This is a genomic window from Bradyrhizobium sp. USDA 3256 (genome assembly GCF_054058275.1).
Genome location: NZ_JBSSAE010000002.1, coordinates 8,581,322 through 8,604,775 on the forward strand (window position 1 = coordinate 8,581,322; position 23,454 = coordinate 8,604,775).

Genomic DNA, 23,454 nt, shown 5'->3' on the forward strand with positions numbered 1-23,454 from the left:
TATGAAGGATCCATGTATCTCGTCGTCGAACAACTGCTGAACGGCCTGCAATTCGGCCTCCTGCTGTTCCTGCTGGCGGCCGGGCTGACGCTGGTGTTCGGCATCATGGACTTCGTTAATCTGGCGCACGGCTCGCTCTACATGATGGGCGCCTATTTCGCGGCGACCTTCGTGGCCTGGACCGGCAGCTTCGTGCTCGGCGCGCTGATGGCGCTGGGCGCCACGCTGTTGCTCGGCATCGCGCTGGAATATGTCGCGCTCAGGCATCTCTATGGCCGCGACCATCTCGACCAGGTGCTGGCGACGTTCGGCCTGATCCTGTTCTTCAACGACGCCGTCCGGCTGATCTGGGGCCCGGCGGGCCTCGCGCTGCCGCTGCCGGCCTGGCTCACCGTGCCGGTGCAGATCATTCCCGGCGTCTACTATCCGGCCTACCGCCTCATGATCATCGTGGTCGCGCTGGCGGTCGCAGCAATGCTCTATCTCGTCGTGATGCGCACCCGCATCGGCATGCTGATCCGCGCCGGCGCCTCCAACCGCGAGATGATCGGGGCGCTCGGCATCAACATCAAGCTGCTGTTCACGCTGGTGTTCGGCCTTGGCGCGGCGCTCGCCGGCCTCGCCGGGCTGATGCAGGCGCCGATCCTCACCGTGCAGATCGGCATGGGCGAGAACATCCTGATCCTGGCCTTCGTCATCATCGTGATCGGCGGCATCGGCTCGATCCGCGGCGCGTTCATGGCCGCGATCTTCGTCGGCATCATCGACACGATGGGCCGCGCCTTCCTGCCCGACCTGCTGCGCAAGGTGCTGAGCGGAGCGGCGGCGTCCACCGCGGCGCCGGCGCTGTCCTCGATGCTGATCTACCTCCTGATGGCCATCATTCTTGTGCTGCGGCCCGAGGGGCTGTTCCCGGCGGCCAGACGATGACGGGAAAGCTCAACGTCTCCAATGCGGTCGCGGCGCTAATGTGTGCCGCCCTGATGCTGCTGCCGCTCTATTCGGCGGTCACGGGCAACATCTTCATCCTCACGCTGTTCACCCGGATCGTGATCTTCGCGCTCGCCGCCGCGAGCCTCAATCTGATCATGGGCTATGGCGGCATGATGAGCTTTGGCCACGCCGCCTATCTCGGCATCGGCGGCTACGCCGTCGGCATCCTCGCCGCCGAGGGCATCGGTTCCGGCTTCATTCAGTGGCCGGTGGCGCTCGCCGTCTCGGCGCTGTTTGCGCTGCTGATCGGCGCCCTCTCACTGCGCACCCGCGGCGTCTATTTCATCATGATCACGCTGGCCTTTGCGCAGATGGCCTACTACATCGCCTCCGCGCTGTCGCGCTACGGGGGCGACGACGGGCTTACCGTCTACAAGCGCAGCGATTTCGCTGGTCTGATCAACCTGTCGGATCGCAACCAGTTCTATTACCTCTGCCTGGCCTGCCTGTTCGGCGGCCTCTATCTGATCTGGCGCATCGTCAATTCGCGGTTCGGTCTCGTGGTGCAGGGCGTCCGCTCCAACGAGCAGCGCATGCAGGCGATCGGCTTCCATGCCAACCGCTACCGCCTGGTCTGCTTCGTGATATCGGGCACGATCTGCGGCCTGGCCGGCGCGCTGCTTGCCAACAACACCGATTTCGTCAGCCCGGCGGTGATGTACTGGACCCGCTCCGGCGATCTCATGGTGATGGTAATCCTCGGCGGCATGGGCTCGCTGTTCGGTCCCGTCATCGGCACGATCGTCTATCTCCTGCTCGAGGAGCTGCTGTCGCAGTTCACCGAATATTCGGGGCTGATCCTGGGCCCGGTGCTGCTCCTGATCGTGCTGTTCGCGCGCGGCGGCATCATGGGCCTGCTCGGGAGGATGCGCCGTGGTTGAGCCCCTGCCAAATCCGCTGCTGCGCGTCGACAATCTGGTCCGCCGCTTCGGCGGCATCACCGCGACCGACAACCTCTCGATGGAGGTGGTGCCAGGCGAATTGCACGCCATCATCGGCCCGAACGGCGCCGGCAAGACGACGCTGATCAGCCAGCTCACCGGGCAGGTGATGCCGAACTCCGGCACCATCCGCTTCGCCGGCCGCGACGTGACGAACCTGCCGTCCTACAAGCGCAGCCGGCTCGGGCTGGCACGCTCGTTCCAGATCACCTCGCTGCTGAAGGATTTTTCCGCGATCGACAATGTCGCGCTGGCGGCGCAGGCGCATGACGGCCACTCGTTCCGCTTCTGGGGCAATGCGCGCAAGGAGCGGCATCTGCGCGAGTCCGCACGCGCGGCGCTCGAACGCGTCGGCCTCGGCAGGCGCGCCGATATCGTGGTGTCGCAATTGAGCCATGGCGAGCAGCGCGAGCTCGAGCTCGCGGTCGCGCTCGCCACCAGGCCGCAGCTGTTGCTGCTGGACGAGCCGATGGCCGGGCTCGGCGTCACCGAATCGGCGCGGATGGTCGCGCTGCTGAAGGAGCTGCGGAAGGAAGTCACCATCGTCCTGGTCGAACACGACATGGAGGCGGTGTTCGCGCTGGCCGACCGCATCACGGTCCTGGTTTATGGCCGCGTCATCGCCTGCGACGTGCCGGACGCGATCCGCAAGCACGAAGAGGTCAAGCGGGCCTATCTCGGCGAACAGCATGCGGTGACGCGCCATGGCTGAGACCAAGATGACTGAAACCCTGCTCGAAGTGGATGGCATCGAGACCTGCTACGGGCTGAGCCAGGTGCTGTTCGGCTTGTCGCTCAAGATCAAGTCGGGCGAGATGGTCGCGCTGATGGGCCGCAACGGCATGGGCAAGACCACGACGATCCGCTCGATCATGGGGCTGACGCCGGCGCGATCAGGCGCCATCCGTTTCGCCGGCGAGGCGGTGCGCGGCCTGCCGTCCTACAAGATCGCAAAGCTCGGCATCGGCCTGGTGCCCGAAGGCCGCCAGATCTTCCCCAACCTGACGGTGCGCGAAAATCTCGTCGCAGCGTCAGGCAATCGCCTTGGCGCCTCCGATCCCTGGACGATCGACAAGATCCATGCGCTGTTTCCGCGGCTCGCCGAACGCACGAACAATATGGGCGTCACGCTGTCCGGCGGCGAGCAGCAGATGCTCGCGATCGGCCGCGCGCTGATGACCAATCCCAAGCTGCTGATCCTCGACGAGGCGACCGAAGGCCTTGCACCCCTGATCCGCGACGAGATCTGGAGCTGCCTGTCGATGCTGAAGGGACGCGGACAGTCGGTGCTGGTGATCGACAAGAACGTCGGAAACCTCGCCCGCATCGCCGACCGCCACTACATCATCGAGCGCGGCAAGACGGTGTGGAGCGGCACCAGCGAGCAGCTGATCGCCGAGCCGGACCTGCAGCACAAGTATCTCGGGATCTAGCTAACGCCCGCCTTGCCGCGAAGAGGTCCGCAGCAAGCGCTTGGCTGCGTCGGCTGCCGCCGCAGCATAAGCTCGGTCGCCATGCACCAGCATCAAGGAGATCGCGCCCTCGGAGAGTAACCAGATCTCGCGCGCACGGCGGTGAGCTTCGCGGACACCGGCCCGCTTCAGCAAGTCGCCAAGATGGGTTTCGAGCAAGGCCTTGTGCCGGCGCGCAATCGCACGTGCAGGATGGCCCGGAAGATCGGCCAGCTCGATGACCAGCCTGGTGAATCCCGAGCCGGCCCATCGCGGCCTGTCCGCCCAGACCGCAAGGTCGCGGAACAGGCCATCGATGATCGCCGCCGGCGAGCCGGACAGCTTGTCGCCAAAGGTCGCGAACGCGGCCAAGGCCAGTTCGTTCTGGGCTTCGAGCACGAAGGCCAGCAGCTGATCCTTGCTTTGAAAGTGATTGTAGAGGGTGCGCTTCGTCACCCTCGTCGTCGATGCGATTTCGTCCATGCTGACGCGGCTGTATCCGCGCTGGCGAAACAGGACGTATGCGGCAGCAAGGATGCGCCGCCGGGTCGGTTCTGCAGATCGCGCCATGCAGTCACCCTCTTAAATATACCGGGTAGTGAATTTACATCGGTTGAAAAACCAATTGGAATGGCATCCGCGACTTTTTCAGCCCGTTGTAGTCGGCTTCCTCCCTCGAGCTGCGAAGGCAGATCATCATGCCCGACTCATTGACGCTCAGAGAAATCAGAGCTCGTCCGGTGGTGCTCAAGCTGAAGCGGCCGGTGGTCGCGCGCATTGTCACGATATCGGAGTGGCCGCTCGTCCTCATCGATCTGGTGACGGAGGAGGGCATTGTCGGGCGCGGCTATCTCGAGCCTTACGTCGTGAAATCGATGCGATATCTGGTTCCGGCGTTGCATGATCTCGGCGAATTGCTCAAAGGTCGGAGCGTGGCGCCTGTCGAGTTGTTCGAGGCGGCGCGCAAATCGCTTCACTTCGTCGGCTACGAGGGAATGTCGATGATCGCCGCGTCGGGCCTCGACATGGCCGCGTGGGACGCGTTGGCGAAAGCGGCAAACAAGCCGCTGTGCGTGCTGCTGGGGGCGACGGTCGGCGCCGTGAGATCCTACAACAGTAACGGCCTTTGGCTGAAGGAGCCGGCCGCCGTCGCCGCCGAAGCTTTGGACTTGCGGGACGAAGGAGGTTTCTCAGCCCTGAAACTGCGCCTCGGCAGGAGCGATCCGCGCGAGGATCTGGCGACCCTCGACGCCGTTCGAAAAGCCGTCGGGGATCGCATGCATCTGATGGTGGACTACAACCAGGGGCTCAATCTCGCCGAAGCCATCGACCGATGCCACATGATCGATGACCACGGCCTCGACTGGATCGAAGAGCCTGTGCTTTACGACAATCTTGACGGGCACGCCCAACTGGCGGCGGAGCTGAAGACGCCGATCCAGATCGGCGAGAACTTCTATGGTCCGAGGGAGATGCACAAAGCGATCGCGAAAAAGGCTTGCGACCTGGTGATGCCGGATTTCATGCGCATCGGCGGGGTGACGGGCTGGATGCGCGCGGCTGCGATCGCCGGCGCGGCGGGCATCCCGATCTCAACGCATCTTTATCCGGAAGTCGCCGCCCACGTCATGCGCGCAACGGAGACCGCTCACTGGTTGGAATGGCAGGACTGGGCCGATCCGATTCTCGAACGGCCCTATGAAATCAAGGATGGTCTTTTGCATATTCCCGACACGCCCGGTGTCGGTCTGGAATGGAACGAAGCGGCCGTCGCGGCTCATCTCGCGAAACTCTAAAGCGCGATGAGATTAGGTTGAATCGTCATCGCGCCTTAGCTCTTTGTTTGAGCATGATCTTTTCGGAAAGCCGCTTCGCACTTTTCCGGATCATGCTTTAGAGCACGTCAGAACATCTCGAAATATTCGCGGTGCTCCCAGTCCGACACCTCGGCCTGGAAGCGCTCGATCTCCGCGTTCTTGATGAAGACGTAATAGTCCACGAACTCCGGCCCCAGCGCCTCGCGGAAGAACGGATCGTCGTTGAGCGCGAACACCGCCTCGCGCAGCGACTTCGGCAGCAGCGCAGCCTTGGTTTCATAGGGCGTGTCGGCCGACGGGCCGGGGTCGAGCTTGCGGTCGACGCCGTCGAGGCCGGAGAGGATCTGGCTTGCCATGTAGAGATAGGGATTGGCGGCGGGTTCGCCGATCCGGTTCTCCAGCCGGGTCGCCGGATCATTTGCGCCGCCGAGCACGCGGATCATCACGCCGCGGTTGTCGCGGCCCCAGATCGCGCGGTCCGGCGCCAGCGAATAGGAACGGTAGCGCTTGTAGCCGTTGATGGTCGGCGTCGTGAACACGGTCGAAGCGCGCGCGTGCTCGATCAGGCCCGCCAGCCAGGCGCGGCCGAGCGCGCTGAGCGGCTCGCCGGTCTCGTTCGCCATGAAGACGTTCTCGCCATCGGCGCGCGACACCAGCGACTGGTGCAGGTGCCAGCCGCTCGCGAACACGTTCGGCAGCTTCGGCCGGCACATGAAGGTCGCGTGATAGCCGTGGCGGCGCGCGATCTGTTTCACCGCCGAACGAAACAGCACCATGGTGTCGGCCGGCGCAAGACCGATGGTCGGTGCGAAGGTGAATTCGCACTGGCTCGGGCCGAACTCGACCTCGACCGAGCGCAACGGCAGGTCGAGCGCGATGATGTCGCGGCGGATGATCTCGAGCGCCGGCTCCATCAGGTCGTAGCGCTGCTCGGTGAGGTATTGATAGCCGTGCGACAGCAGGCTGACCGACGGCGGCCGTCCGGGCTGGCCGGCATCCTCCGGCGCCATATGAGCGTCGTCGAGCTTGAACAGATGGAATTCGACCTCGAGACCGGCGACGAAATCGTAGCCGCGGCTTCCGAGCTGATCGAGCACCTTGCGATAGAGGTTGCGGGTCGCGAACGGCACCGGCCGGCCATCGCTGAAATGGAGGTCGCAGAGCAGCCAGCCGGTATTCTCGGCCCAGGGCAGCACGCGGAACGTGGTGGGATCGGCGACCATCAGCACGTCGGCCGCGCCCTCCATCTCCTTCATTCCAAAACCGCCGCCTGCGGTGAACACCGGAAACACCGTCTTGTGCGAGGTGTCCTTGGCGAGCATCGTCGTGGTGATCGAGCAGCCGCCCTCCAGCGAGCGCACCGCCTCGCTGGCGATCAGCGTCTTGCCGCGCAGGATGCCGTGCTGGTCGGGAAACGACAGGCGGATGACTTCGAGGTTCTTCTCCTCGACGATGCGGCGGAGGCGTTGTGCGGCCTCCTTCTGCTCATCCGACCACAGGCCATGACGCTCGACGAAGCTCACCGCGTCACTCCTTTGCTTCTCCCTCGCCCCGCTCTTGCGGGGAGAGGGTCGGGGTGAGGGGCTCTCTCCGCCGATGGAATGGATCGATAGACCTGTACCCCCTCACCCGGATCGCATCTTGCGATGCGATCCGACCTCTCCCCGCAAGCGGGGCGAGGTGAAGGGTACGGCGCTGCGGCACTGAAGCCAACATCACTCCGCCGCCGTCAGATGATGCACCTTGCCGGCGATCTCGCGCGGCACCGGCGCGGCCCACGGCGCGCCGCGGCGGCGCTTGACGTCGACCTCCATCCAGTAGAGCTCCCAGCCTTGGGTCGGGCCGATGCCGTCCATCGTCGCCGGGCCCTGGATGCTGCGCGCGGAGGCGTCGTCGAGGAACAGCATCGGCTTCTCGCCGCCGGAAACCTTCTCGATTTCCTGCCGCAGCAGGCGGCGGTACTGCACGATCGCCTTGTCGCTCTGGCCGAGATGCTCGTTGGTGCGGTCCTGGATCGGTCCCATCGATTCCACCGCCCACTGGTCGTGGACGTTGATGTCGGTGCCCATGCCGGTATAGGTCTCGGTCGCCTGCTCGTGCGGATCGAAGCCGTAGTCGTTGCTGCGGTTCTTGCGCGACTTGTAGTCCGGCAGCGTATAGAGCTCGAGCCGCTGATCGCGCATCTTCTGCTTATCGACCGGCGCCGCGTAGCTGGTGAAGATCGCATACCAGTAGCAGTTCTCGTCGTCGACCGGCACGTGCCACTGCGTGATCGTCATCTCGGTCGACATCGGGATGACGAAGCCGTGCGGGAACAGCTGGTTGGTGACGCGCACATGGGTGCGCTCCGCGTCGAGCTCGCGCAGCGCGATCAGGCGCAGCCCATATTCGGTATGCTCGACATTGATGATCGGCCGGTCATATTCGCGCAGGATCTTGGTCATCGGCATGTCGCTGCCGGCCGAGGCGCCGCGGAATTGCTTGCCGTAGGCCGCCGCCGTGTCCTCGTCCTCGAAGAAGCGATGCAGGAAGGAAGCGTGCGCCGGATCGATGCCGACCTCGAGCGCCTGCAGCCAGTTGCAGTTCATGTGGCCCTTGAACGCAAACGTATGGCTGCCGGGCGCGACAAAGCAGTCGAGCTCGGGAAAGGCGGGCGGGGCGCCTTCGCCGAGCCAGGCCCACAGGATGCCGCTCTTCTCGACCACCGGATAGGAGCGCTGCCTGATGCCCTTGCAGAGCTGCGAGCCGGCCGGCTCCGCCGGCGTCTCGATGCACTGGCCTGATGTGTCGAACAGCCAGCCGTGGAAGGCGCAGCGCAGCCCGCCATTCTCGAGCCGGCCGAAGGCGAGGTCGGCGCCGCGATGCGCGCAGTGGCGATCGATCAGCCCGTAGCTCCCGTCCTCGCCGCGAAACAGCACCAGGTTCTCGCCGAGCAGCCGCACCGGCCGAACCGGGCGCGGCCCCTCCAGCTCGTCGACCAGCGCCGCCGGCTGCCAGTAACTCCGCATCAGCCTGCCGCAGGGGTCCTTGCGGCCGGTGCGGGTGATCAGATCGTTCGCTTCCTGGCTCATCATGGCGGCGTCTCCCGGATTTGGATTTGTTCGCCTATTGAACGAATGTGCGAATTATGCCATTTCTGCTTGGGACAGCAAGCGCAATTTTTGAACCGTTCAAAGTCGAGCCCAACCTGAAACGCCATGCCTAAGCTGAAGCGGACCGACCAGGACGAGCGCGCCACCGACTTCGTCGAGGCGCTCGATCGCGGCCTGCGCCTGCTGCAGGTGTTTGGCACCGTTACCGGTCCTGCGACGCTGAGCGATCTGGCGCGTGCCGCCGATCTGCCGCGCGCCACCGCGCGCCGCATCCTGTTCACGCTCGCGCATGGCGGTTTCGTCGCGACCGACGGCAAGCTGTTCACGCTGACGCCGCATGTGCTGACGCTGGCCGGCTCGTTCCTGCAATCCAACCAGGTGGTGACGGTGCTGCAACCGGTGCTCGATCGCATCGCGACCGCAGCGCAGGAGATCGCCTCGCTCGCCTTGCTCGACGGCGACGACGTCGTGTTCGTCGCGCGCTCGAGCCCGACCCGCGTGTTCTCCGCCGGTCTCGACATCGGCTACCGGCTGCCGGCGTTCTGCACCTCGGTCGGCCGCGCGATGCTCGGCCGGCTCACTGATGCCGAACTGGCGACGCGGCTGAAGGCGATGCGCCGCGATCCGGTGACGCCGCAGACCACGACCGATCCGAAGAAGCTGCTCGCGACGATTATCGCCGATCGCGCGCAGGGCTATTCACTGGTCGACCGCGAGGCCGAGCCGCATTTCCGCTCGATCTCGGTCCCGGTGCACCGCTACGACGGCACCATCGTCGCCGCCATCAACATGGGCGCGCATGTCGATCGCGTGCCGATGCAGGAATTGATCGACCGCTTCCTGCCGCTGCTGCGCGACGGCGCTGATGATGTGAAGAGCCGGCTGCTCTAAGTGCTGCTAAAGCGCCACGCTGCGCAGCCCGAAGCTGCGCGCCTCGTTCTGCAGCACCGGCCGCACGGAATCGATCAGCCGCGCGGCGGCGGCGTCGACCGAGAGGCCGGCGGTATCGACCACCGCCGATGCGCGGGCGTAGAGTGGCTCGCGGCTGACCAGGATGTTGCGCAATTCCGCCATCGCCGAGCGGTCGTCGGCCATCGGCCGCAGATCGCCCTGGCGGCGGACGCGGGCCATGTGCTCTTCCGGCTCGGCCTTCAGCCAGATCGTGTAGAACGACGACAGGATCAGGTCGAAGGTCAGCGCCTCGGAGACGATGCCGCCACCTGTCGCCAGCACCATCAATTCCTTCCGCGCCAGCAGCTGCGTCAGCGCAGCCTGCTCCATGCGGCGAAAGCCTTCCTGGCCGTACAGCGCGATGATCTCGGCAACCGAGAGGCCGTTCTGCGCCTCGATCTCCTTGTTGAGCTCGACGAAACTCCAGCCGATCTTCTTCGCCAGCATTCTGCCGAGCGTGGTCTTGCCGGCGCCGCGCAGGCCGATCAGCGCGATCCCGGAGAAGGAGGCGCGGCGTGGCGCCAGCGGGCTGCTGCCGGCGAGCATGTCCTTGGCCTGCGCGATCTGGTTCGGTGAAGCCTTGCGCAGGAGATCGCGGATCACGGCCCAGTCCGGCACCGGCTCGCTGGAGGGGATCAGGTCCTCGAGATGCGCACCCATCGCGCCCGCGACACGGCGCAGCAGCACGATCGAGACATTGCCTTTGCCGCTCTCGAGCTGGGCGATGTAGCGTTCGGAAATGCCGGAAACCTTGGCGAGCACCTTGCGCGACATGCCGCGCAGGGCGCGCATCGTGCGCACGCGCTGGCCGAGCTGCTCGAGGAAGTCGGTTTCCGGGTCGTTGGCTGCGGTCATGATCCCTGTGCGACGCGCGGTCCTGGCTGAATCAGACCGAGGTTCTAGGAAACATAGTGCCGATAAGGATTGACAGCAAGCCAACGTAGTGGCTTTGTATGAATTATAATTCTTAAATTCACAGGAGAGGGAAGCGTGGCACGTCCGGGTCCGAGGAGCGGAGCATGACTTACAACGCGGTCTCCTGGCTGCTCGACCGCAACGTCGATGAAGGCCGCGGCGACAAGGTCGTGTTCGACGATACGGTGTCGCAAATCACCTATGGCCAGTTGCAGCAGCAGACCCACCGCGTCGGCAACATGCTGCGCCGGCTCGGCGTCCGCCGCGAGGAGCGGGTCGCCATGATCATGCTGGACACGGTCGATTTCCCGATCGTGTTCCTCGGCGCGATCCGCGCCGGCGTGGTGCCGGTGCCGCTCAACACGCTGCTGACCGCGGAGCAGTATGCCTACATCCTCGGTGATTGCCGCGCCCGCGTGCTGTTCGTGTCGGAAGCGTTGCTGCCGGTCGTGAAGGACATCATCGCGCGGATGCCCGACCTCGAGCATGTCGTGGTCTCCGGCAAGGACGCGCATGGCCACAAGAAGCTGTCGGACGAGATCGTACGCGAGAGCGACGTGTTCGCCACCGCGCCGACCCATGCCGACGAGCCGGCATTCTGGCTCTATTCGTCGGGTTCGACCGGCATGCCGAAGGGCGTGCGCCATCTGCATTCCAATCTCGCGGCGACCGCGGAGACCTACGCGAAGCAGGTGCTCGGCATCCGCGAGGATGATGTCGGCCTGTCGGCGGCAAAGCTGTTCTTCGCCTACGGGCTCGGCAATGCGCTGACCTTCCCGATGTCGGTCGGCGCCACCACGGTGTTGAACTCCGAGCGGCCGACGCCGGCGGTGATGTTCGCGCTGATGAACAAATATCATCCGAGCATCTTCTTCGGCGTGCCGACCCTGTTCGCGGCGATGCTGAACGACGAGGCGACCAAGGCGCAGTCCGGCGGCAACCGTTTGCGCGTCTGCACCTCGGCCGGCGAGGCACTGCCGGAATCGGTCGGCAGTGCGTGGCGCGCACGGTTCGGCGTCGACATCCTCGACGGCGTCGGCTCGACCGAGCTGTTGCACATCTTCCTGTCGAATGCGCCCGGCGACATCAAATACGGCTCGTCCGGCCGTCCGGTGCCCGGCTACAAGGTGCGGCTGGTCAACGAGGCCGGCGCCGACGTCGCGGACGGCGAGGTCGGCGAGCTCCTGGTCGATGCGCCCTCGGCCGGCGAGAGCTACTGGAATCAGCGGGCCAAGAGCCGCGCCACCTTCGAGGGCGCCTGGACCCGCACCGGCGACAAATACACGCGCGATGCCGACGGCCGTTACACCTTCTGTGGCCGCGCCGACGACATGTTCAAGGTCTCCGGCATCTGGGTGTCGCCGTTCGAGGTCGAGAGCGCGCTGATCACCCATCCCGCGGTGCTGGAGGCGGCCGTCGTGCCGGAGGCCGATCCGGAAGGGCTCTTGAAGCCGAAGGCCTACGTGGTGCTGCGGCCCGAGAGCTCGGCCGAAGGTTTGCACGAGGCGCTGAAGGAGCACGTCAAGCAGAAGATCGGCCCGTGGAAATATCCGCGCTGGATCGATGTGGTCGACAATCTGCCGAAGACCGCGACCGGGAAGATCCAGCGCTTCAAATTGCGCGACGGTGCGCAATAGCGTTTTCGCATGTCGTCCCGGCGAAGGCCGGGACCCATACGCCGCGGCCTTTGTTCTAAGAGATGCTGTTCGACGGCTTTTGCGCAACAACTGAAGCCTGTGGTTATGGGTCCCGGCCTTCGCCGGGACGACGATGAGGAAGGTCGAGCATGCAGAACCTAAACCCCACAGGCTTCCTCAGCATCGACGGCGCCGAGCTCGAATACCGCATGATCGGTCCCCCGCCGGACGCGGCGCCGACCATCGTGATGCTGCATGAAGGCCTCGGCTCGGTCGGGCTGTGGGGCGACTTCCCCGAGAAGCTGCAGGCGGCGACCGGCGCCGGCGTGTTCGCGTATTCGCGCGCGGGCTATGGCTCCTCGTCGCCGGCGAAGCTGCCGCGTCCGGTCGACTACATGCATCGCGAGGCGCTCGACGTGCTGCCGAAGCTGCTCGATCGGATCGGCTTCCGCCGCGGCCTGCTGCTCGGTCATTCCGACGGCGCGTCGATTGCCGCGATCTATGCCGGCGCGCATCAGGATCATCGCCTGCGCGGCCTGGCGCTGCTGGCGCCGCACTTCGTCGTCGAGGACGTTTCGGTGAAGTCGATCGCCGAGATCAAGACGGCATACGAGACCACCAACCTGAAGGAGAAGCTGGCGCGCTGGCACAAGGACGTCGACAATGCCTTTTATGGCTGGAACGGCGCCTGGCTCGATCCGGCATTCCGCGACTGGGATATCTCCGACTATCTCGCCTATATCCGCGTCCCGGTGTTGATCGTGCAGGGCGCGGCCGACCAGTACGGCACGATGCGGCAGGTCGAGATCGCCCAGGAGGAGTGCTACTGCCCGGTCGATGTCACGGCCATCGATGGCGCCGGCCATTCGCCGCATCGCGAGGCGCCCGCGGTCACGCTCGAGGCGGTCGCCGAATTCGCCAAAGCGGCGCTGCGCGATGACCCGGCGCTGGCGGCCTGACCTTTGGTGCCGGTGCCAGGTCATTGGCCGAGCGAGTGAATTTCCCGAACATGAAACAAAATGCAGATTATAACCTTGACAAAGCAGACCGCCACCCGTAGTAATTCCGCCTGCTGGAATTATATCCAGATGGCGCGCCCGAGGTTGCGGTTTAGTTGCCTATGAGAGACGATGCCCGTCATGCGGGCACGGGAACTGATCGTTAAGAAGAAGACTATTATCAAGGCGGGGGAGTGGAAGTCGGGGCAAACGATGCCCAAAACGGCGTTCCCGCTTTCGCCGACGCGCAGCTACCGGCTTGGCCCAAGGTGGACGTGGCGAGTTGATGTGCTCGAATGTGCAGGCATTGAATGCCGTCTCGTCACCGCCTTTGAACCGATGAAACAGACTTGCGTGGCGTGGCTGTCTTGCAAGCGAGGTTCTGGCGGAGCGTATGCCTTGGTGGCGGCCTTGGAATTTCATGGCGATCATCCCGGTTGGCACTGCCACAGTGTTTGCGGAAAGATAGCCGATATTAAGATTGGTCCGACGCGACCACCGGGTAGCGTTCGTCTTCCAAAGGTCGGCGCGCATCACCGCAAGATGAATATTGTTTTCAATGAGAGAGAGGCTTTGGAGAAGGCGTTTTCTTTCTATAGAGTAGAGAGTGGCACGCCAGGAACGCTGTTATGAAGGAAGAGCTTTGCAGGGCGTTTTGCGACGACATCCGCATCCGTGAGGTGCCCGCTGGGTTGGCGGTCAGCACTGTGTTCGGTGCTGGCGACGGTGACCGCATCGGATTTTTCGTCGTGAAGAACGGCGCCAAGTTCCGCATTGAAGATGATGGATTGACGCTTCCTTCGCTTGAAGCGAGTGGCGTTGACTTCAAGTCCGGCACCAGAGCGCAAGCCTTAGATGAACTCAAATCCTCATACGGCGTAGCTATCGATCAAGAGAATCATGAGTTCTTCATTGATGGACTGGCGGAGGACGATCTTCCCGCAGCCGCACTGAGGTTTGTAGCCTTCTCACTGCGCGTTCGCGATTTCATGCTTATGGCTGAGCATCGCGTCGCAAGCACGTTTCGCGAGGATGCATCTAAGCTCATTCACGATGTTGTAGGCGCTCGCGCGGCCGTTGAAGAGAACGCGGTCATTCTGCCGGAATTGTCGGATTTCCCCGCAGACTTCGTGCTCCGTGCACCCGGAAGGCCGCCCGTTGGCGTTTACCTTGGCTACTCAGATCAGCGCGTGCTTGAGGCTATCTTCGTACACATGAGGGCAAGGTACGAGACTCACGAAAATTGTTCGATTGTGGCCTTGGTCGAAAGCGCTAAGGCGATCTCAGCTAAGGTAAGGCAGCAAGCCGCTAATAGGCTCGACGCCGTGCCAGAGTTTCGCGGAGCCGAAGTGGCTGCAATCGAACGAATTGCAGAAGAAGCGTTCGGTCCATCCGCGAGCCTGCACTGATGACTAAGCAGAAAGAGATTGAATTGCATCCCGATGCGATGGAGCGCTTTGAGCGGGCCGTCAATGTCGTGGCAAAAAGCCCGCCGCAGCATCGGGTGGCAGCCAAGGAAAAGAAGATCGCTAAAAAGGTGAAGAAGAAGACCGGGAAGTGAAACCGTTTAGGACGGCTTCTTCTTACTTGTTGGTTGGTCCAGCGCCTCTAAGGACTTGTGCAATTCGGCGATTAGATCGGTCGCCACTTGTCTGGTCATCACAAGAGGCAGGTGAAATCCAAGACACGTCACCACTACAGCACAATCGCCCATCATCGGTTCAAGCGAGTGAGCCTCAGAAATAGTTAGAGCCTGTCCAACTACAGTTGTCTCACTTGCTGACTTATCGAGCTTTTGAACCGCCTTGTGCAATAATAGCGAAAGAGCCGGGACATTGGCTGGCTGGAATCGGACGTATAAATCCTTCTCTTCTTCGTTCGGGTCGCCTTGAAAGCCAATCAAAATATCTCGACGCCTATCATCGGTTAGGACATCGATGACCGCTATCGACTCATATTCCATCGCTTGCCTTGTACTCATCGTTGCCCCTACGGTTTCGCTTCGAACGCCAGCGCAAAAAGCGCTTCGCCCTAAGCTTGAACGTTTTTGCTGTTAGGCCGTCGGTAGGTCAGTCGTTTGCCAACGATGCCCTTGGCGAGTTCGGTGGCGCGGTCCTTATCGTCTATGCCAAGAGCAACGCGGTTGTTATGGCGGAAATCGAATTCCGCGAGATAGCGATGTAAATGCTTCTCGCTGCAATGCTGATACGTGCCGAGCATGCCGCGCTTGAACACGCTGAAATAGCTTTCGATGGTGTTGGTGGTTATGACAGTGGTTTTGACAACCGGCTTGCCATCGGGGCGCTTTTCGTCGGTCACTTCGTTCCAATAGCGAACGTACTGATCCTCTTGATGGTTGACCGTATCGTGCTGCGCAAACTCGGCGCCAAGCTTCTGATAAATCTTCGCTTGGTCTGTCATAAGATGCGCCTCTTTGGAAATGTTGGCGCGAACGATGGGCGCAACCTCGTCAACGGTCGCAGTCGCAACATGGAAGCTGCGGACCTTGCCCGTGTCGCGATCAAGCAACGAGAGAACGGTATTCTTATGAGCGCCACCAGCGCGGGCTTTCTTAACGCCCTTGATGCGGCCAAAGTAGGTTTCGTCAACTTCCACCGCGCCGCCATTGCCGCCCATGTCGGGAAGCAGGCCGCCATCGCGCATCGCTTCACGCAGGCGGTGCATCAGGAACCAAGTCGATTTGTAGCTGATGCCCAGCATGCGGTGGACCTGATGCGCACTGATGCCCTTCTTGGAAGCGGTCATCAGGAACAGAGCGGCAAGCCACTTGGTCAGCGGGATTTTGGAGCGCTCGAAAACGGTGTTCACGGTGACGGTGAACTGCTGGCGGCATTGGGGCTCGTTGCACTGGTACACACCGGGACGGTGCGCCTTGCCCTCAAGCTTGGTGATCTTCTCCTGATCGGCATTGCCGCAATGCGGGCAGGTCCGCCCGTTCGCCCAGACGCGCGCCTCAAGCCATTCACGGGCTGCGGTTTCGTCAAGGAAGATCGGGTTTTTGAGAAGGTCGGTCATAGGGTTGCTCCAATGATGGAACTCTACCTATGGCGGTCTGCTTTGTCAAGGTTATAATCTGCAACAAAATGCATGTTTTTGCGTTTTGAACTAGACCAGATCGAAAACATGCATTATTGTGCATGAAGACCTCGACGACGAACCTTCGAACGAACAACGGCAAGACAACAGATAAGGGTGGCCCATGGCTGGTGACGATCGCGTCCTTGCAGGCGGGGCGAAGTACATCGACTTCCAGACCGACCCGTCGCGCTACCGGCACTGGAAGCTCGACGTCGCGGGCGACGTCGCGACGCTGACCATGGACGTCGACGAGAACGCCGGCCTGTTCGAGGGCTACCAGCTCAAGCTCAATTCCTACGACCTCGGCGTCGACATCGAGCTTGCGGACGCCGTGCAGCGGCTGCGCTTCGAACATCCAGAGGTCAAGGTCGTGGTGATGCGCTCGGGCAAGAACCGGGTGTTCTGCGCCGGCGCCAACATCCGCATGCTGGCGGGCTCGACCCACGCTCACAAGGTCAACTTCTGCAAGTTCACCAACGAGACCCGCAACGGCCTGGAAGACTCGAGCGAGAATTCCGGCCAGAGCTTCATCACCGTCGTCAACGGCACCGCGGCCGGCGGCGGCTATGAGCTGGCGCTCGCGACGGATCACATCATGATGGCCGACGACGGCGCCGCCGCCGTCGCGCTGCCGGAAGTGCCGCTGCTCGCGGTGCTGCCGGGCACCGGCGGGCTTACGCGCGTCGTCGACAAGCGCAAGGTGCGCCGCGACCATGCCGATTTCTTCTGCACCATCGAGGAAGGCATCAAGGGCAAGCGTGCCGTCTCCTGGCGCCTGGTCGACGAGATCGCGCCGAACTCCAAGCTCGAGGGCAAGCTGGCTGAGCGCGTCAAGGAGTTCGCCGCGAAGTCGAAGCGCAACGGTGCCGGCAAAGGCATCGCGCTGGCGCCGCTGACGCGCACCATCGACGACAGCGCCATCCGCTACGGCTTCGTCAGCGTCGACATCGATCGCGCGGCGCGCATCGCCACCATCTCGATCAAGGCGCCGGAAACCACGGCGCCCGCCGATATCGACGGCATGATCGCGCAGGGCGCTGCGTTCTGGCCGCTGCAGGTCGCCCGCGAGCTCGACGACGCGATCCTGCATCTGCGCATCAACGAGCTCGAGATCGCGATGCTGGTGTTCAAGAGCCACGGCGACCGCGCCAATGTCGTGTCCTATGACGCGTTCCTGGAGGCCAACAAGGCGCACTGGCTGGTCAACGAGGTCAGGCATTACTGGAAGCGCGTGCTCAAGCGCATCGACGTCACATCACGCACGCTGGTGACGCTGGTCGAGCCCGGCTCCTGCTTTGTCGGCACGCTGGCCGAGCTCGTGTTCGCCGCCGACCGCTCCTACATGCTGATCGGCCAGAAGCAGGGCGACAACCGCCCGCCGCCGGCGATCGAGCTGACGGCGATGAATTTCGGGCCCTATCCGATGAGCCACGGCCTGACCCGGCTGCAATCGCGCTTCCAGGCCGATCCGTCGGATATCGAGCGCGCGCAAGGCTCGATCGGCAAGGCGCTCGACGCGGAGGAGGCCGAAGAGCTCGGCCTCGTCACCTTCGCGCTCGACGACATCGACTGGGACGACGAGGTCCGCGTGTTCTTCGAGGAGCGCACCTCGTTCTCGCCCGACGGCCTCACCGGTATGGAAGCCAATCTTCGCTTCGTCGGTCCCGAGACCATGGAATCGAAGATCTTCTCCCGCCTCACGGCGTGGCAGAACTGGATCTTCCAGCGGCCGAACGCGGTCGGTGAGGACGGCGCGCTGCGCCGCTACGGCACCGGCCAGAAGGCGCAATTCGACATGACGCGAGTTTAAGGGAGCACGGCCATGAACATGAACATCATGAACGTCGATTACTCGACCAAGATTCCGAACAACGTGAATCTCGCCGAGGACCGCCAGGTGCTCAAGGCGCTGGAGGGCTGGCACCCCGGCTACATGGACTGGTGGAGCGACATGGGGCCAGACGGCTTCCAGGAATCGCTGGTCTATCTGCGCACCGCCTATTCGGTCGATCCGCGCGGCTGGGCCAAGTTCGACTACGTGCGGATGCCCGAATATCGCTGGGGCATCCTGCTCGCGCCGCAGGAAGAGAACCGCGTCATCCCGTTCGGCGAGGACTATGGCAAGCCGGCCTGGCAGGAAGTCCCCGGCGAGCATCGCGCGATGCTGCGCCGCCTGATCGTGATCCAGGGCGACACCGAGCCGGCCTCGGTCGAGCAGCAGCGCCATCTCGGCAAGACCGCGCCGTCGCTCTACGACATGCGCAACCTGTTCCAGGTCAATGTCGAGGAAGGCCGCCATCTCTGGGCGATGGTCTATCTGCTGCAGAAATATTTCGGCCGCGACGGCCGCGAGGAGGCGGACGATTTGTTGCGCCGCCGCTCGGGGGATGCGGATTCTCCGCGCATGCTCGGCGCCTTCAACGAAGCGACGCCAGACTGGCTGTCGTTCTTCATGTTCACCTACTTCACCGACCGCGACGGCAAGATGCAGCTGCACTCGCTGGCGCAGTCGGGCTTCGATCCGCTGTCGCGCACCTGCCGCTTCATGCTGACCGAGGAAGCCCACCACATGTTCGTCGGCGAGACCGGCATCACCCGCGTCGTGCAGCGCACCTGCGATGCGATGAAGGAAGCCGGCATCACCGATCCGAACGACATCGCCAGGATCCGCGCGCTTGGCGTGATCGACCTGCCGACCATCCAGAAGAAGCTGAACCTGCACTATTCGCTGTCGCTCGACCTGTTCGGCTCGGAAGTGTCGACCAACGCGGCCAATGCCTTCAATGCCGGCATCAAGGGCCGCTACAAGGAAACCACGATCGACGACGACCACCAGCTCAAGAGCTCGACCTATCCAGTCATGAAGATGGTGGACGGCCAGATCAAGATGGTCGACGAGCCGGCGCTGACCGCGCTCAACATGAGGCTGCGCGACGACTACACGCAGGATTGCGTCAAGGGCATGCTGCGCTGGAACAAGGTGATCTCGACCGCCGGCATCGACTACAAGCTAGCGGTGCCGAACACCGCCTTCCACCGCCAGATCGGCGAGTTCAAGGACGTCCATGCGACGCCCGATGGCCTCCTGATCGACGACGCCACCTGGGCCAAGCGCAAGAACGACTGGCTGCCGTCGACCGCGGACGGCGACTTCATCGCCTCGCTGATGAAGCCGGTGACAGAACCCGGCCAGTTCGCCTCCTGGATCTCGCCGCCCAAGGTCGGCATCGACAACAAGCCGGGCGACTTCGAGTATGTGAGGATTGAGAGCTGAGGGCGAGCTAGCAGTTCCTCTCCTCCCGGAGGGGCCGAAAAGGGGTAAGCCGAGAAGGTCCTGGCTTGCCCCTTTTCTTTTGCGTCGTGCGCTCATTCCGTCATCACCCGCGAAAGCGGTGATTCAGTATTCCAGAGACAGCAGAGCAGGATTGAGAGGCCGGCGTACTGGATGCCCCGGTCGAGCCGGGGCATGACAGCGATAGAATGGCGCCCAAAGTCGATCGTCGCGATACCGTGCTAGCCCGCAATCTCCAGCCCCGCGGTCGCATAGACCACGCCGCCGTCGACCGCGATGGTGTTGCCCACGACATAGTCGCCGGCGCGCGAGGCGAGATAGATCGCGGTACCCGCCATATCCTCGTCGCTGCCGACGCGCTTCGCCGGCACGCGCTTGGCGACCTCGTCGGCGTGGTCGCGCGCGGCGCGGTTCATGTCCGACTTGAAGGCGCCCGGTGCGATCGCGGTGACGTTGATGTTGTCCTTGATCAGCCGTGTCGCCATCCGGCGCGTCAGGTGGATCACCGCAGCCTTGCTGGCGGCATAGGAATAGGTCTCCATCGGGTTGACGAAGATGCCGTCGATCGAGGCGATGTTAATCACCTTGCCCGGCTTGTCGTGCGTCGCCGCCGCGCGCAGCGGCTTGGCCAGCGCCTTGGTCAGGAAGAAGATCGACTTGACGTTGAGGTTCATCACCTTGTCCCAGCCGCTCTCCGGAAATTCGTCGAAATCCGCGCCCCAGGCCGCGCCGGCATTGTTGACGAGGATGTCGAGCTTCGGCTCGCGCTTGATGATCTCGCCCGCGAGCTTGTCGCAGCCCTCGACGGTCGAGATGTCGATCGGCAGCGCGATGCATTCGCCGTCATAGGCGGCGGAAAGCTCCTGCGCGGTCGCCTCGCAGGGACCGGCCTTGCGCGCCGTGATGTAGACCCTGGCGGCACCCTGCGCGAGGAAGCCGGCCGCGATCATCTTGCCGATGCCGCGCGATCCCCCGGTCACCAATGCGACGCGGCCCTTCAGCGAAAACAGATCCTTGAACATGCGCTCCTCCATTGCGTTGCCACTGGTTCTGGGCGCGGCCGGGGAACGAGTCAAGGAGAGCTCGAAGGCGCAAGTGGGAGCATGGCTGCCACCTCCCCTTGAAAAGGGGAGGTGGCTTTGCTCGCAGAGCAAGGCGGGTGGGGATCTGCTGTCTCCACAGACGCCGTCGTCTGTGGCCGGACCCCCATCCCGACCTTCCCCCTTTCAGGGGGAAGGAGAAAACTGAAAATCCGCGGCGGTATCCTCCGCGCGCATCACGCCGCGTCGATGCGGCGAAAGCCGTTCCACACCGCGGTGGCGGCGCCTGATGTCAGCACCGGTAAGAGGCGCGCGTCCTGGTAATTGCCGTTCAGCGAGACCCGCTGCAAGGCGGTCAAATGGTCGGCGCTTTCGGGAAACAGCATGCCCGGCCGCGTCGTCACCGCGGTCCGAAAGCCGATCGACCGGGCGAGGGCGAATTCACGCTGCCCGGCGGCGATCCGGTCGCCATAGGGATAAGCGAGATGCAATGCCGGCCGCTGCAACGCATCCTCGATCCGCGCCCGGCTGGTCGCGAGCTCGAACGACGCGATGGTCTCGCTCTGCTTGGCGAGATTGCAATGGGTGATGGTGTGCGCGCCGATCGTCACCAGCGGGTCGTCGGCGAAGCCGCGCAACTCGTCCCATGACATGCAGAGCTCGCGCGCGATGCCGGTCTCGTCGACGCCGTGACGGGCGCACAGCGCTGATATCTCGGTCTGCATCTCCTGCTCGCCGGGCAGTGAACGCAGCCAGTTGTGGATGCGGCCGAAGGCAGTACGCTTGGCCTGCGGTGTCGCGGTGTCGATCCGCGTCATGGTGCCGTCGATCGGCACCTCGATCGCGGACGCCGCCGCGATCACCCGCTCCAGCGCGATCCACCACAATCTGCCGCAGCCCTCGGCGAAATCGCTCGCGACATAGACCGTGAACGGGGCGTCGAACTCGCGCATCACAGGCAGCGCGAAATCGCGGTTGTCGCGATAACCGTCGTCGAAGGTAAAGCAGGCGAAGCGCCGTGCGAAATTCCGTTCGGCGAGACGGCGATGCGCCTCGTCGATGCTGATCACGTCGACGTCGAGCGCGCGCAGATGCGTCAGCATCGCGCGCAGGAAGTCCGGCGTGACCTCGAGATGATGGTTCGGCTGGAACGCGTCGCCGCGCCGCGGGCGGACGTGGTGCAGCATGAAGATGGCGCCGACACCGGCGAAGATCGGCCGCAGCAGGATGTGCGCACCCGAGAAATACAACGCCTCCATGCCGGCACGGATCACGGTATTGCGGAGTTGTTTCATGAGGGCGCGGGCCGGCCGATTTGCATTCCGCGGCAAACTTAGCGAAAGACCACTGAAGAAACTGTTATCCCGGTCCGACATGGCGCCCCCGCCATGGCGCGTCATTTGGGGTTTGACAGTCAGCCAAGGGTTTGATTTCTCTCTGGTTCCCGACCCGCAGGACGCTGAATGCACGGACTTTTCAAGTGGAGTAGCAAGTGGTGGCCGGGGGTGATTCCACTGGTCGTGCTTTGGGGTCTTGCGGCCTGGACCAGCACTGCAACGGTCGAAGCGGACCTTGCCGCGCGCTCTAATGCCGCACTCAAGGATACCGTCCTCGACAAGCGCCGCATCAGCGTCGACGGCCGCGATGTGACGTTCGCGGCCAACGCCTTCTCCGAAGACGGCCGCCTCAGCGCGGTGGCGTCGGTCGAAGCCGTGCCCGGCGTGCGGCTGGTGAACGACGAGACCCGCCTTGTTCCCGAAGCCAAGCCCTTTGTCTGGTCCGCCGAACGCGACGTGGTGCGGGTCACGCTTGGTGGCAATGCGCCGCTGCCGTCGAGCAAGGGCAAGTTGACTGAGGCCGCGAAGGCCGGTCTCGGCGGCGTCGAGGTGGTGGATCAGATGGTGCTCGCCCGCGGCGCGCCGCTGCGGTTCGACGCGGCGGCGCTGCTGTTGCTCGACCAGATCGGCAAGCTGAAGGAAGGCAAGATCACGCTGACCGACAGCAAGGTCAATCTCGCCGGCATGGCGCGCGAGCTCGGCGGACGCGAAGCGGTCGCCGCGGCGCTGAAGAACCTACCGGAAGGCTATTCGATCGCCGCCAATGACATCAAGGCGCCGCCTTACGTGTTCCAGGCCTACAAGGACCCGGTCGCGGTGACGCTGACGCTGACCGGCTACGTCCCCGACAACAACGTGCACGCCGCGCTGGTCGCCGCCGCCGGCCGCAAGTTCTTCAGCGAGAAGGTGGTCGACAATCTCAAGGCCAGCATCGGCGCGCCGTCGGGTTTCGCGGCCGCGGTGGTGCCCGCGCTCGGCGCGCTGTCGCGGCTGTCGACCGGAACGCTGGTGGTATCGGACCGCGAGGTGAAGCTGTCGGGCGATGCGCTCTACGATGCCGCCGCCGGCCAGATCCGCGACGGGCTCGGCAAGGATTTTCCGCAGGGCTGGCAGTACAAGGCCGAGGTCACGGTCAAGCCGGCGGCTGCCCCGGTCGATCCCACGGTGTGCCAGCAGCTGTTTTCCGAAATTCTCTCGAAGGGCAAGATCCGCTTCGAGTCGGGGAAGGCCGACATCGTGCCGGATTCCGCGGGCCTGCTCGACCGCCTGATCGAGACCGCGTTGCGCTGCCCCAATGCGACGATCGAGATCGCCGGCCATACCGACAGCGACGGCGAGGAGGCCGCCAACCAGGCGCTGTCGGAGCGGCGCGCGCAGGCCGTGGTGGATTACCTCGTGCGCGCCGGGCTGCCCGCCAACCGCTTCACGCCGATCGGCTATGGCAGCACGCAGCCGCTCGCCGGCAACGAGAGTGAAGACGGCAAGGCGCAGAACCGCCGCATCGAATTCGTGGTGAAGTAGCGATGACCGTGCTCGCGACATTCTTCTGGGGTTGGCTGCTCGGCGCGGCGCTGCTCGGCTTTTGCATGGGCTGGATCGCGGTGGTGCATCGGGCGCAGGGCGTCTCGAAGGTCTGGATGCGCTGGCTGGCGCTGCTCGCCGCCGCGCTGGTGGCGACGTCGTTCGCGCGGATCGTGCCCGGCCGGTTCGGCTACTGGCTCGACCTCTTCCTGGTCATGTTCGCGCTCTATCTCGTCGGCTGCGCGATCGGCTCCTGGCTGCGCGACTGGGTGGTTTCGCGCAGCAAGCCCGCGAGCTGACCTCAACCTCTTGATCCGGCAGGCCTGAGCGGCGTCGCCAAGCGCAAGGGCGAGCCGCATTCGTCTTAGGG

23 protein-coding genes are annotated in these 23,454 nt (G+C 63.8%); 15 read left to right on the forward strand and 8 right to left on the reverse strand.

From position 1 onward, the window contains the following. Nucleotides 1-12 precede the first annotated feature (12 nt). The 4 genes from ACVWY5_RS42295 to ACVWY5_RS42310 are packed head-to-tail and all read left to right on the forward strand — an operon-like array spanning nucleotide 13 to nucleotide 3,367. Nucleotides 13-930 carry a branched-chain amino acid ABC transporter permease gene (locus tag ACVWY5_RS42295; protein ID WP_028333776.1) on the forward strand — a complete coding sequence of 306 codons (918 nt, stop codon included), beginning with the start codon at nucleotides 13-15 and terminating at the stop codon, nucleotides 928-930. Beyond that, nucleotides 927-1,874 carry a branched-chain amino acid ABC transporter permease gene (locus tag ACVWY5_RS42300; protein ID WP_028333775.1) on the forward strand — a complete coding sequence of 316 codons (948 nt, stop codon included), beginning with the start codon at nucleotides 927-929 and terminating at the stop codon, nucleotides 1,872-1,874. The genes ACVWY5_RS42295 and ACVWY5_RS42300 overlap by 4 nt, the downstream gene beginning before the upstream one ends. Before the next feature lie 4 nt (nucleotides 1,875-1,878). Next, the gene (locus tag ACVWY5_RS42305) at nucleotides 1,879-2,646 is read left to right on the forward strand and encodes an ABC transporter ATP-binding protein (protein WP_038377411.1); all 768 of its coding nucleotides are present in this window, start codon (nucleotides 1,879-1,881) and stop codon (nucleotides 2,644-2,646) included. Then, entirely contained in the window at nucleotides 2,639-3,367 is a 729-nt protein-coding gene (locus ACVWY5_RS42310) for an ABC transporter ATP-binding protein (RefSeq protein ID WP_038377393.1), read from the forward strand. The genes ACVWY5_RS42305 and ACVWY5_RS42310 overlap by 8 nt, the downstream gene beginning before the upstream one ends. Here the strand turns inward: ACVWY5_RS42310 and ACVWY5_RS42315 are convergent, their stop codons facing one another. Then, a complete protein-coding gene (locus ACVWY5_RS42315) occupies nucleotides 3,368-3,955 on the reverse strand; it encodes a TetR/AcrR family transcriptional regulator (RefSeq protein WP_028333772.1) in 588 nt (195 codons plus the stop codon). A gap of 128 nt (nucleotides 3,956-4,083) precedes the next feature. On the opposite strand from ACVWY5_RS42315, the gene ACVWY5_RS42320 reads away from it, so the two are divergent. After that, nucleotides 4,084-5,181: an enolase C-terminal domain-like protein gene (locus ACVWY5_RS42320; protein ID WP_028333771.1), complete on the forward strand. Its 1,098-nt coding sequence runs from the start codon at nucleotides 4,084-4,086 to the stop codon at nucleotides 5,179-5,181. Between the two features lie 107 nt (nucleotides 5,182-5,288). On the opposite strand, the gene ACVWY5_RS42325 is transcribed toward ACVWY5_RS42320, so the two are convergent. Beyond that, complete coding sequence (locus ACVWY5_RS42325) at nucleotides 5,289-6,725, reverse strand: glutamine synthetase family protein (protein ID WP_028352108.1); 1,437 nt, start codon at nucleotides 6,723-6,725, stop codon at nucleotides 5,289-5,291. A gap of 192 nt (nucleotides 6,726-6,917) precedes the next feature. After that, nucleotides 6,918-8,276, reverse strand: a complete 1,359-nt coding sequence (locus tag ACVWY5_RS42330; RefSeq protein WP_028333769.1) for an aromatic ring-hydroxylating dioxygenase subunit alpha — start codon at nucleotides 8,274-8,276, stop codon at nucleotides 6,918-6,920. Between the two features lie 123 nt (nucleotides 8,277-8,399). Here ACVWY5_RS42330 and ACVWY5_RS42335 point away from each other — a divergent pair, with 123 nt between their 5' ends. Further along, complete coding sequence (locus tag ACVWY5_RS42335) at nucleotides 8,400-9,185, forward strand: IclR family transcriptional regulator domain-containing protein (protein ID WP_028333768.1); 786 nt, start codon at nucleotides 8,400-8,402, stop codon at nucleotides 9,183-9,185. 6 nt (nucleotides 9,186-9,191) lie between these two features. Here the strand turns inward: ACVWY5_RS42335 and ACVWY5_RS42340 are convergent, their stop codons facing one another. Further along, complete coding sequence (locus ACVWY5_RS42340; RefSeq protein ID WP_321176727.1) at nucleotides 9,192-10,184, reverse strand: helix-turn-helix transcriptional regulator; 993 nt, start codon at nucleotides 10,182-10,184, stop codon at nucleotides 9,192-9,194. A gap of 80 nt (nucleotides 10,185-10,264) precedes the next feature. Here ACVWY5_RS42340 and ACVWY5_RS42345 point away from each other — a divergent pair, with 80 nt between their 5' ends. The 5 genes from ACVWY5_RS42345 (at nucleotide 10,265) to ACVWY5_RS42365 (ending at nucleotide 14,356) form a co-directional block, all read left to right on the forward strand. Then, complete coding sequence (locus ACVWY5_RS42345) at nucleotides 10,265-11,797, forward strand: benzoate-CoA ligase family protein (RefSeq protein ID WP_028333767.1); 1,533 nt, start codon at nucleotides 10,265-10,267, stop codon at nucleotides 11,795-11,797. 149 nt (nucleotides 11,798-11,946) lie between these two features. Next, nucleotides 11,947-12,756: an alpha/beta fold hydrolase gene (locus ACVWY5_RS42350; protein ID WP_028333766.1), complete on the forward strand. Its 810-nt coding sequence runs from the start codon at nucleotides 11,947-11,949 to the stop codon at nucleotides 12,754-12,756. A 171-nt stretch (nucleotides 12,757-12,927) separates the two neighbouring features. After that, nucleotides 12,928-13,428 (forward strand): hypothetical protein, encoded by a 501-nt coding sequence (locus ACVWY5_RS42355; protein ID WP_321176728.1) that lies wholly within the window; start codon nucleotides 12,928-12,930, stop codon nucleotides 13,426-13,428. Then, on the forward strand, nucleotides 13,425-14,204 hold the full coding sequence (locus tag ACVWY5_RS42360) for a DUF1828 domain-containing protein (protein WP_028333765.1): 780 nt from the start codon (nucleotides 13,425-13,427) through the stop codon (nucleotides 14,202-14,204). The genes ACVWY5_RS42355 and ACVWY5_RS42360 overlap by 4 nt, the downstream gene beginning before the upstream one ends. After that, nucleotides 14,204-14,356, forward strand: a complete 153-nt coding sequence (locus ACVWY5_RS42365; RefSeq protein WP_321176729.1) for a hypothetical protein — start codon at nucleotides 14,204-14,206, stop codon at nucleotides 14,354-14,356. Before ACVWY5_RS42360 ends, ACVWY5_RS42365 begins: the two co-directional genes overlap by 1 nt. A 6-nt stretch (nucleotides 14,357-14,362) precedes the next feature. Here the strand turns inward: ACVWY5_RS42365 and ACVWY5_RS42370 are convergent, their stop codons facing one another. Both ACVWY5_RS42370 and ACVWY5_RS42375 read right to left on the reverse strand, forming a co-directional pair. Beyond that, on the reverse strand, nucleotides 14,363-14,776 hold the full coding sequence (locus tag ACVWY5_RS42370) for a hypothetical protein (protein WP_321176730.1): 414 nt from the start codon (nucleotides 14,774-14,776) through the stop codon (nucleotides 14,363-14,365). 50 nt (nucleotides 14,777-14,826) lie between these two features. Beyond that, nucleotides 14,827-15,831, reverse strand: a complete 1,005-nt coding sequence (locus ACVWY5_RS42375) for an IS1595 family transposase (protein WP_028333763.1) — start codon at nucleotides 15,829-15,831, stop codon at nucleotides 14,827-14,829. 184 nt (nucleotides 15,832-16,015) lie between these two features. On the opposite strand from ACVWY5_RS42375, the gene boxC reads away from it, so the two are divergent. Then, complete coding sequence (boxC, locus tag ACVWY5_RS42380; protein ID WP_028333762.1) at nucleotides 16,016-17,704, forward strand: 2,3-epoxybenzoyl-CoA dihydrolase; 1,689 nt, start codon at nucleotides 16,016-16,018, stop codon at nucleotides 17,702-17,704. Between the two features lie 12 nt (nucleotides 17,705-17,716). Next, complete coding sequence (gene boxB / locus ACVWY5_RS42385) at nucleotides 17,717-19,168, forward strand: benzoyl-CoA 2,3-epoxidase subunit BoxB (protein ID WP_028333761.1); 1,452 nt, start codon at nucleotides 17,717-17,719, stop codon at nucleotides 19,166-19,168. Between the two features lie 239 nt (nucleotides 19,169-19,407). Here the strand turns inward: boxB and ACVWY5_RS42390 are convergent, their stop codons facing one another. Further along, on the reverse strand, nucleotides 19,408-20,208 hold the full coding sequence (locus ACVWY5_RS42390; RefSeq protein ID WP_028333760.1) for an SDR family NAD(P)-dependent oxidoreductase: 801 nt from the start codon (nucleotides 20,206-20,208) through the stop codon (nucleotides 19,408-19,410). 254 nt (nucleotides 20,209-20,462) lie between these two features. Beyond that, entirely contained in the window at nucleotides 20,463-21,521 is a 1,059-nt protein-coding gene (locus ACVWY5_RS42395; protein WP_028333759.1) for a polysaccharide deacetylase family protein, read from the reverse strand. Between the two features lie 168 nt (nucleotides 21,522-21,689). Between ACVWY5_RS42395 and ACVWY5_RS42400 the strand changes: the two genes are divergently transcribed. Together ACVWY5_RS42400 and ACVWY5_RS42405 are read left to right on the forward strand one after the other, a co-directional pair. Continuing rightward, nucleotides 21,690-23,084 (forward strand): OmpA family protein, encoded by a 1,395-nt coding sequence (locus ACVWY5_RS42400; protein WP_028333758.1) that lies wholly within the window; start codon nucleotides 21,690-21,692, stop codon nucleotides 23,082-23,084. A 2-nt stretch (nucleotides 23,085-23,086) separates the two neighbouring features. Beyond that, a complete protein-coding gene (locus tag ACVWY5_RS42405; RefSeq protein ID WP_016844056.1) occupies nucleotides 23,087-23,383 on the forward strand; it encodes a hypothetical protein in 297 nt (98 codons plus the stop codon). Nucleotides 23,384-23,454 lie beyond the last annotated feature (71 nt).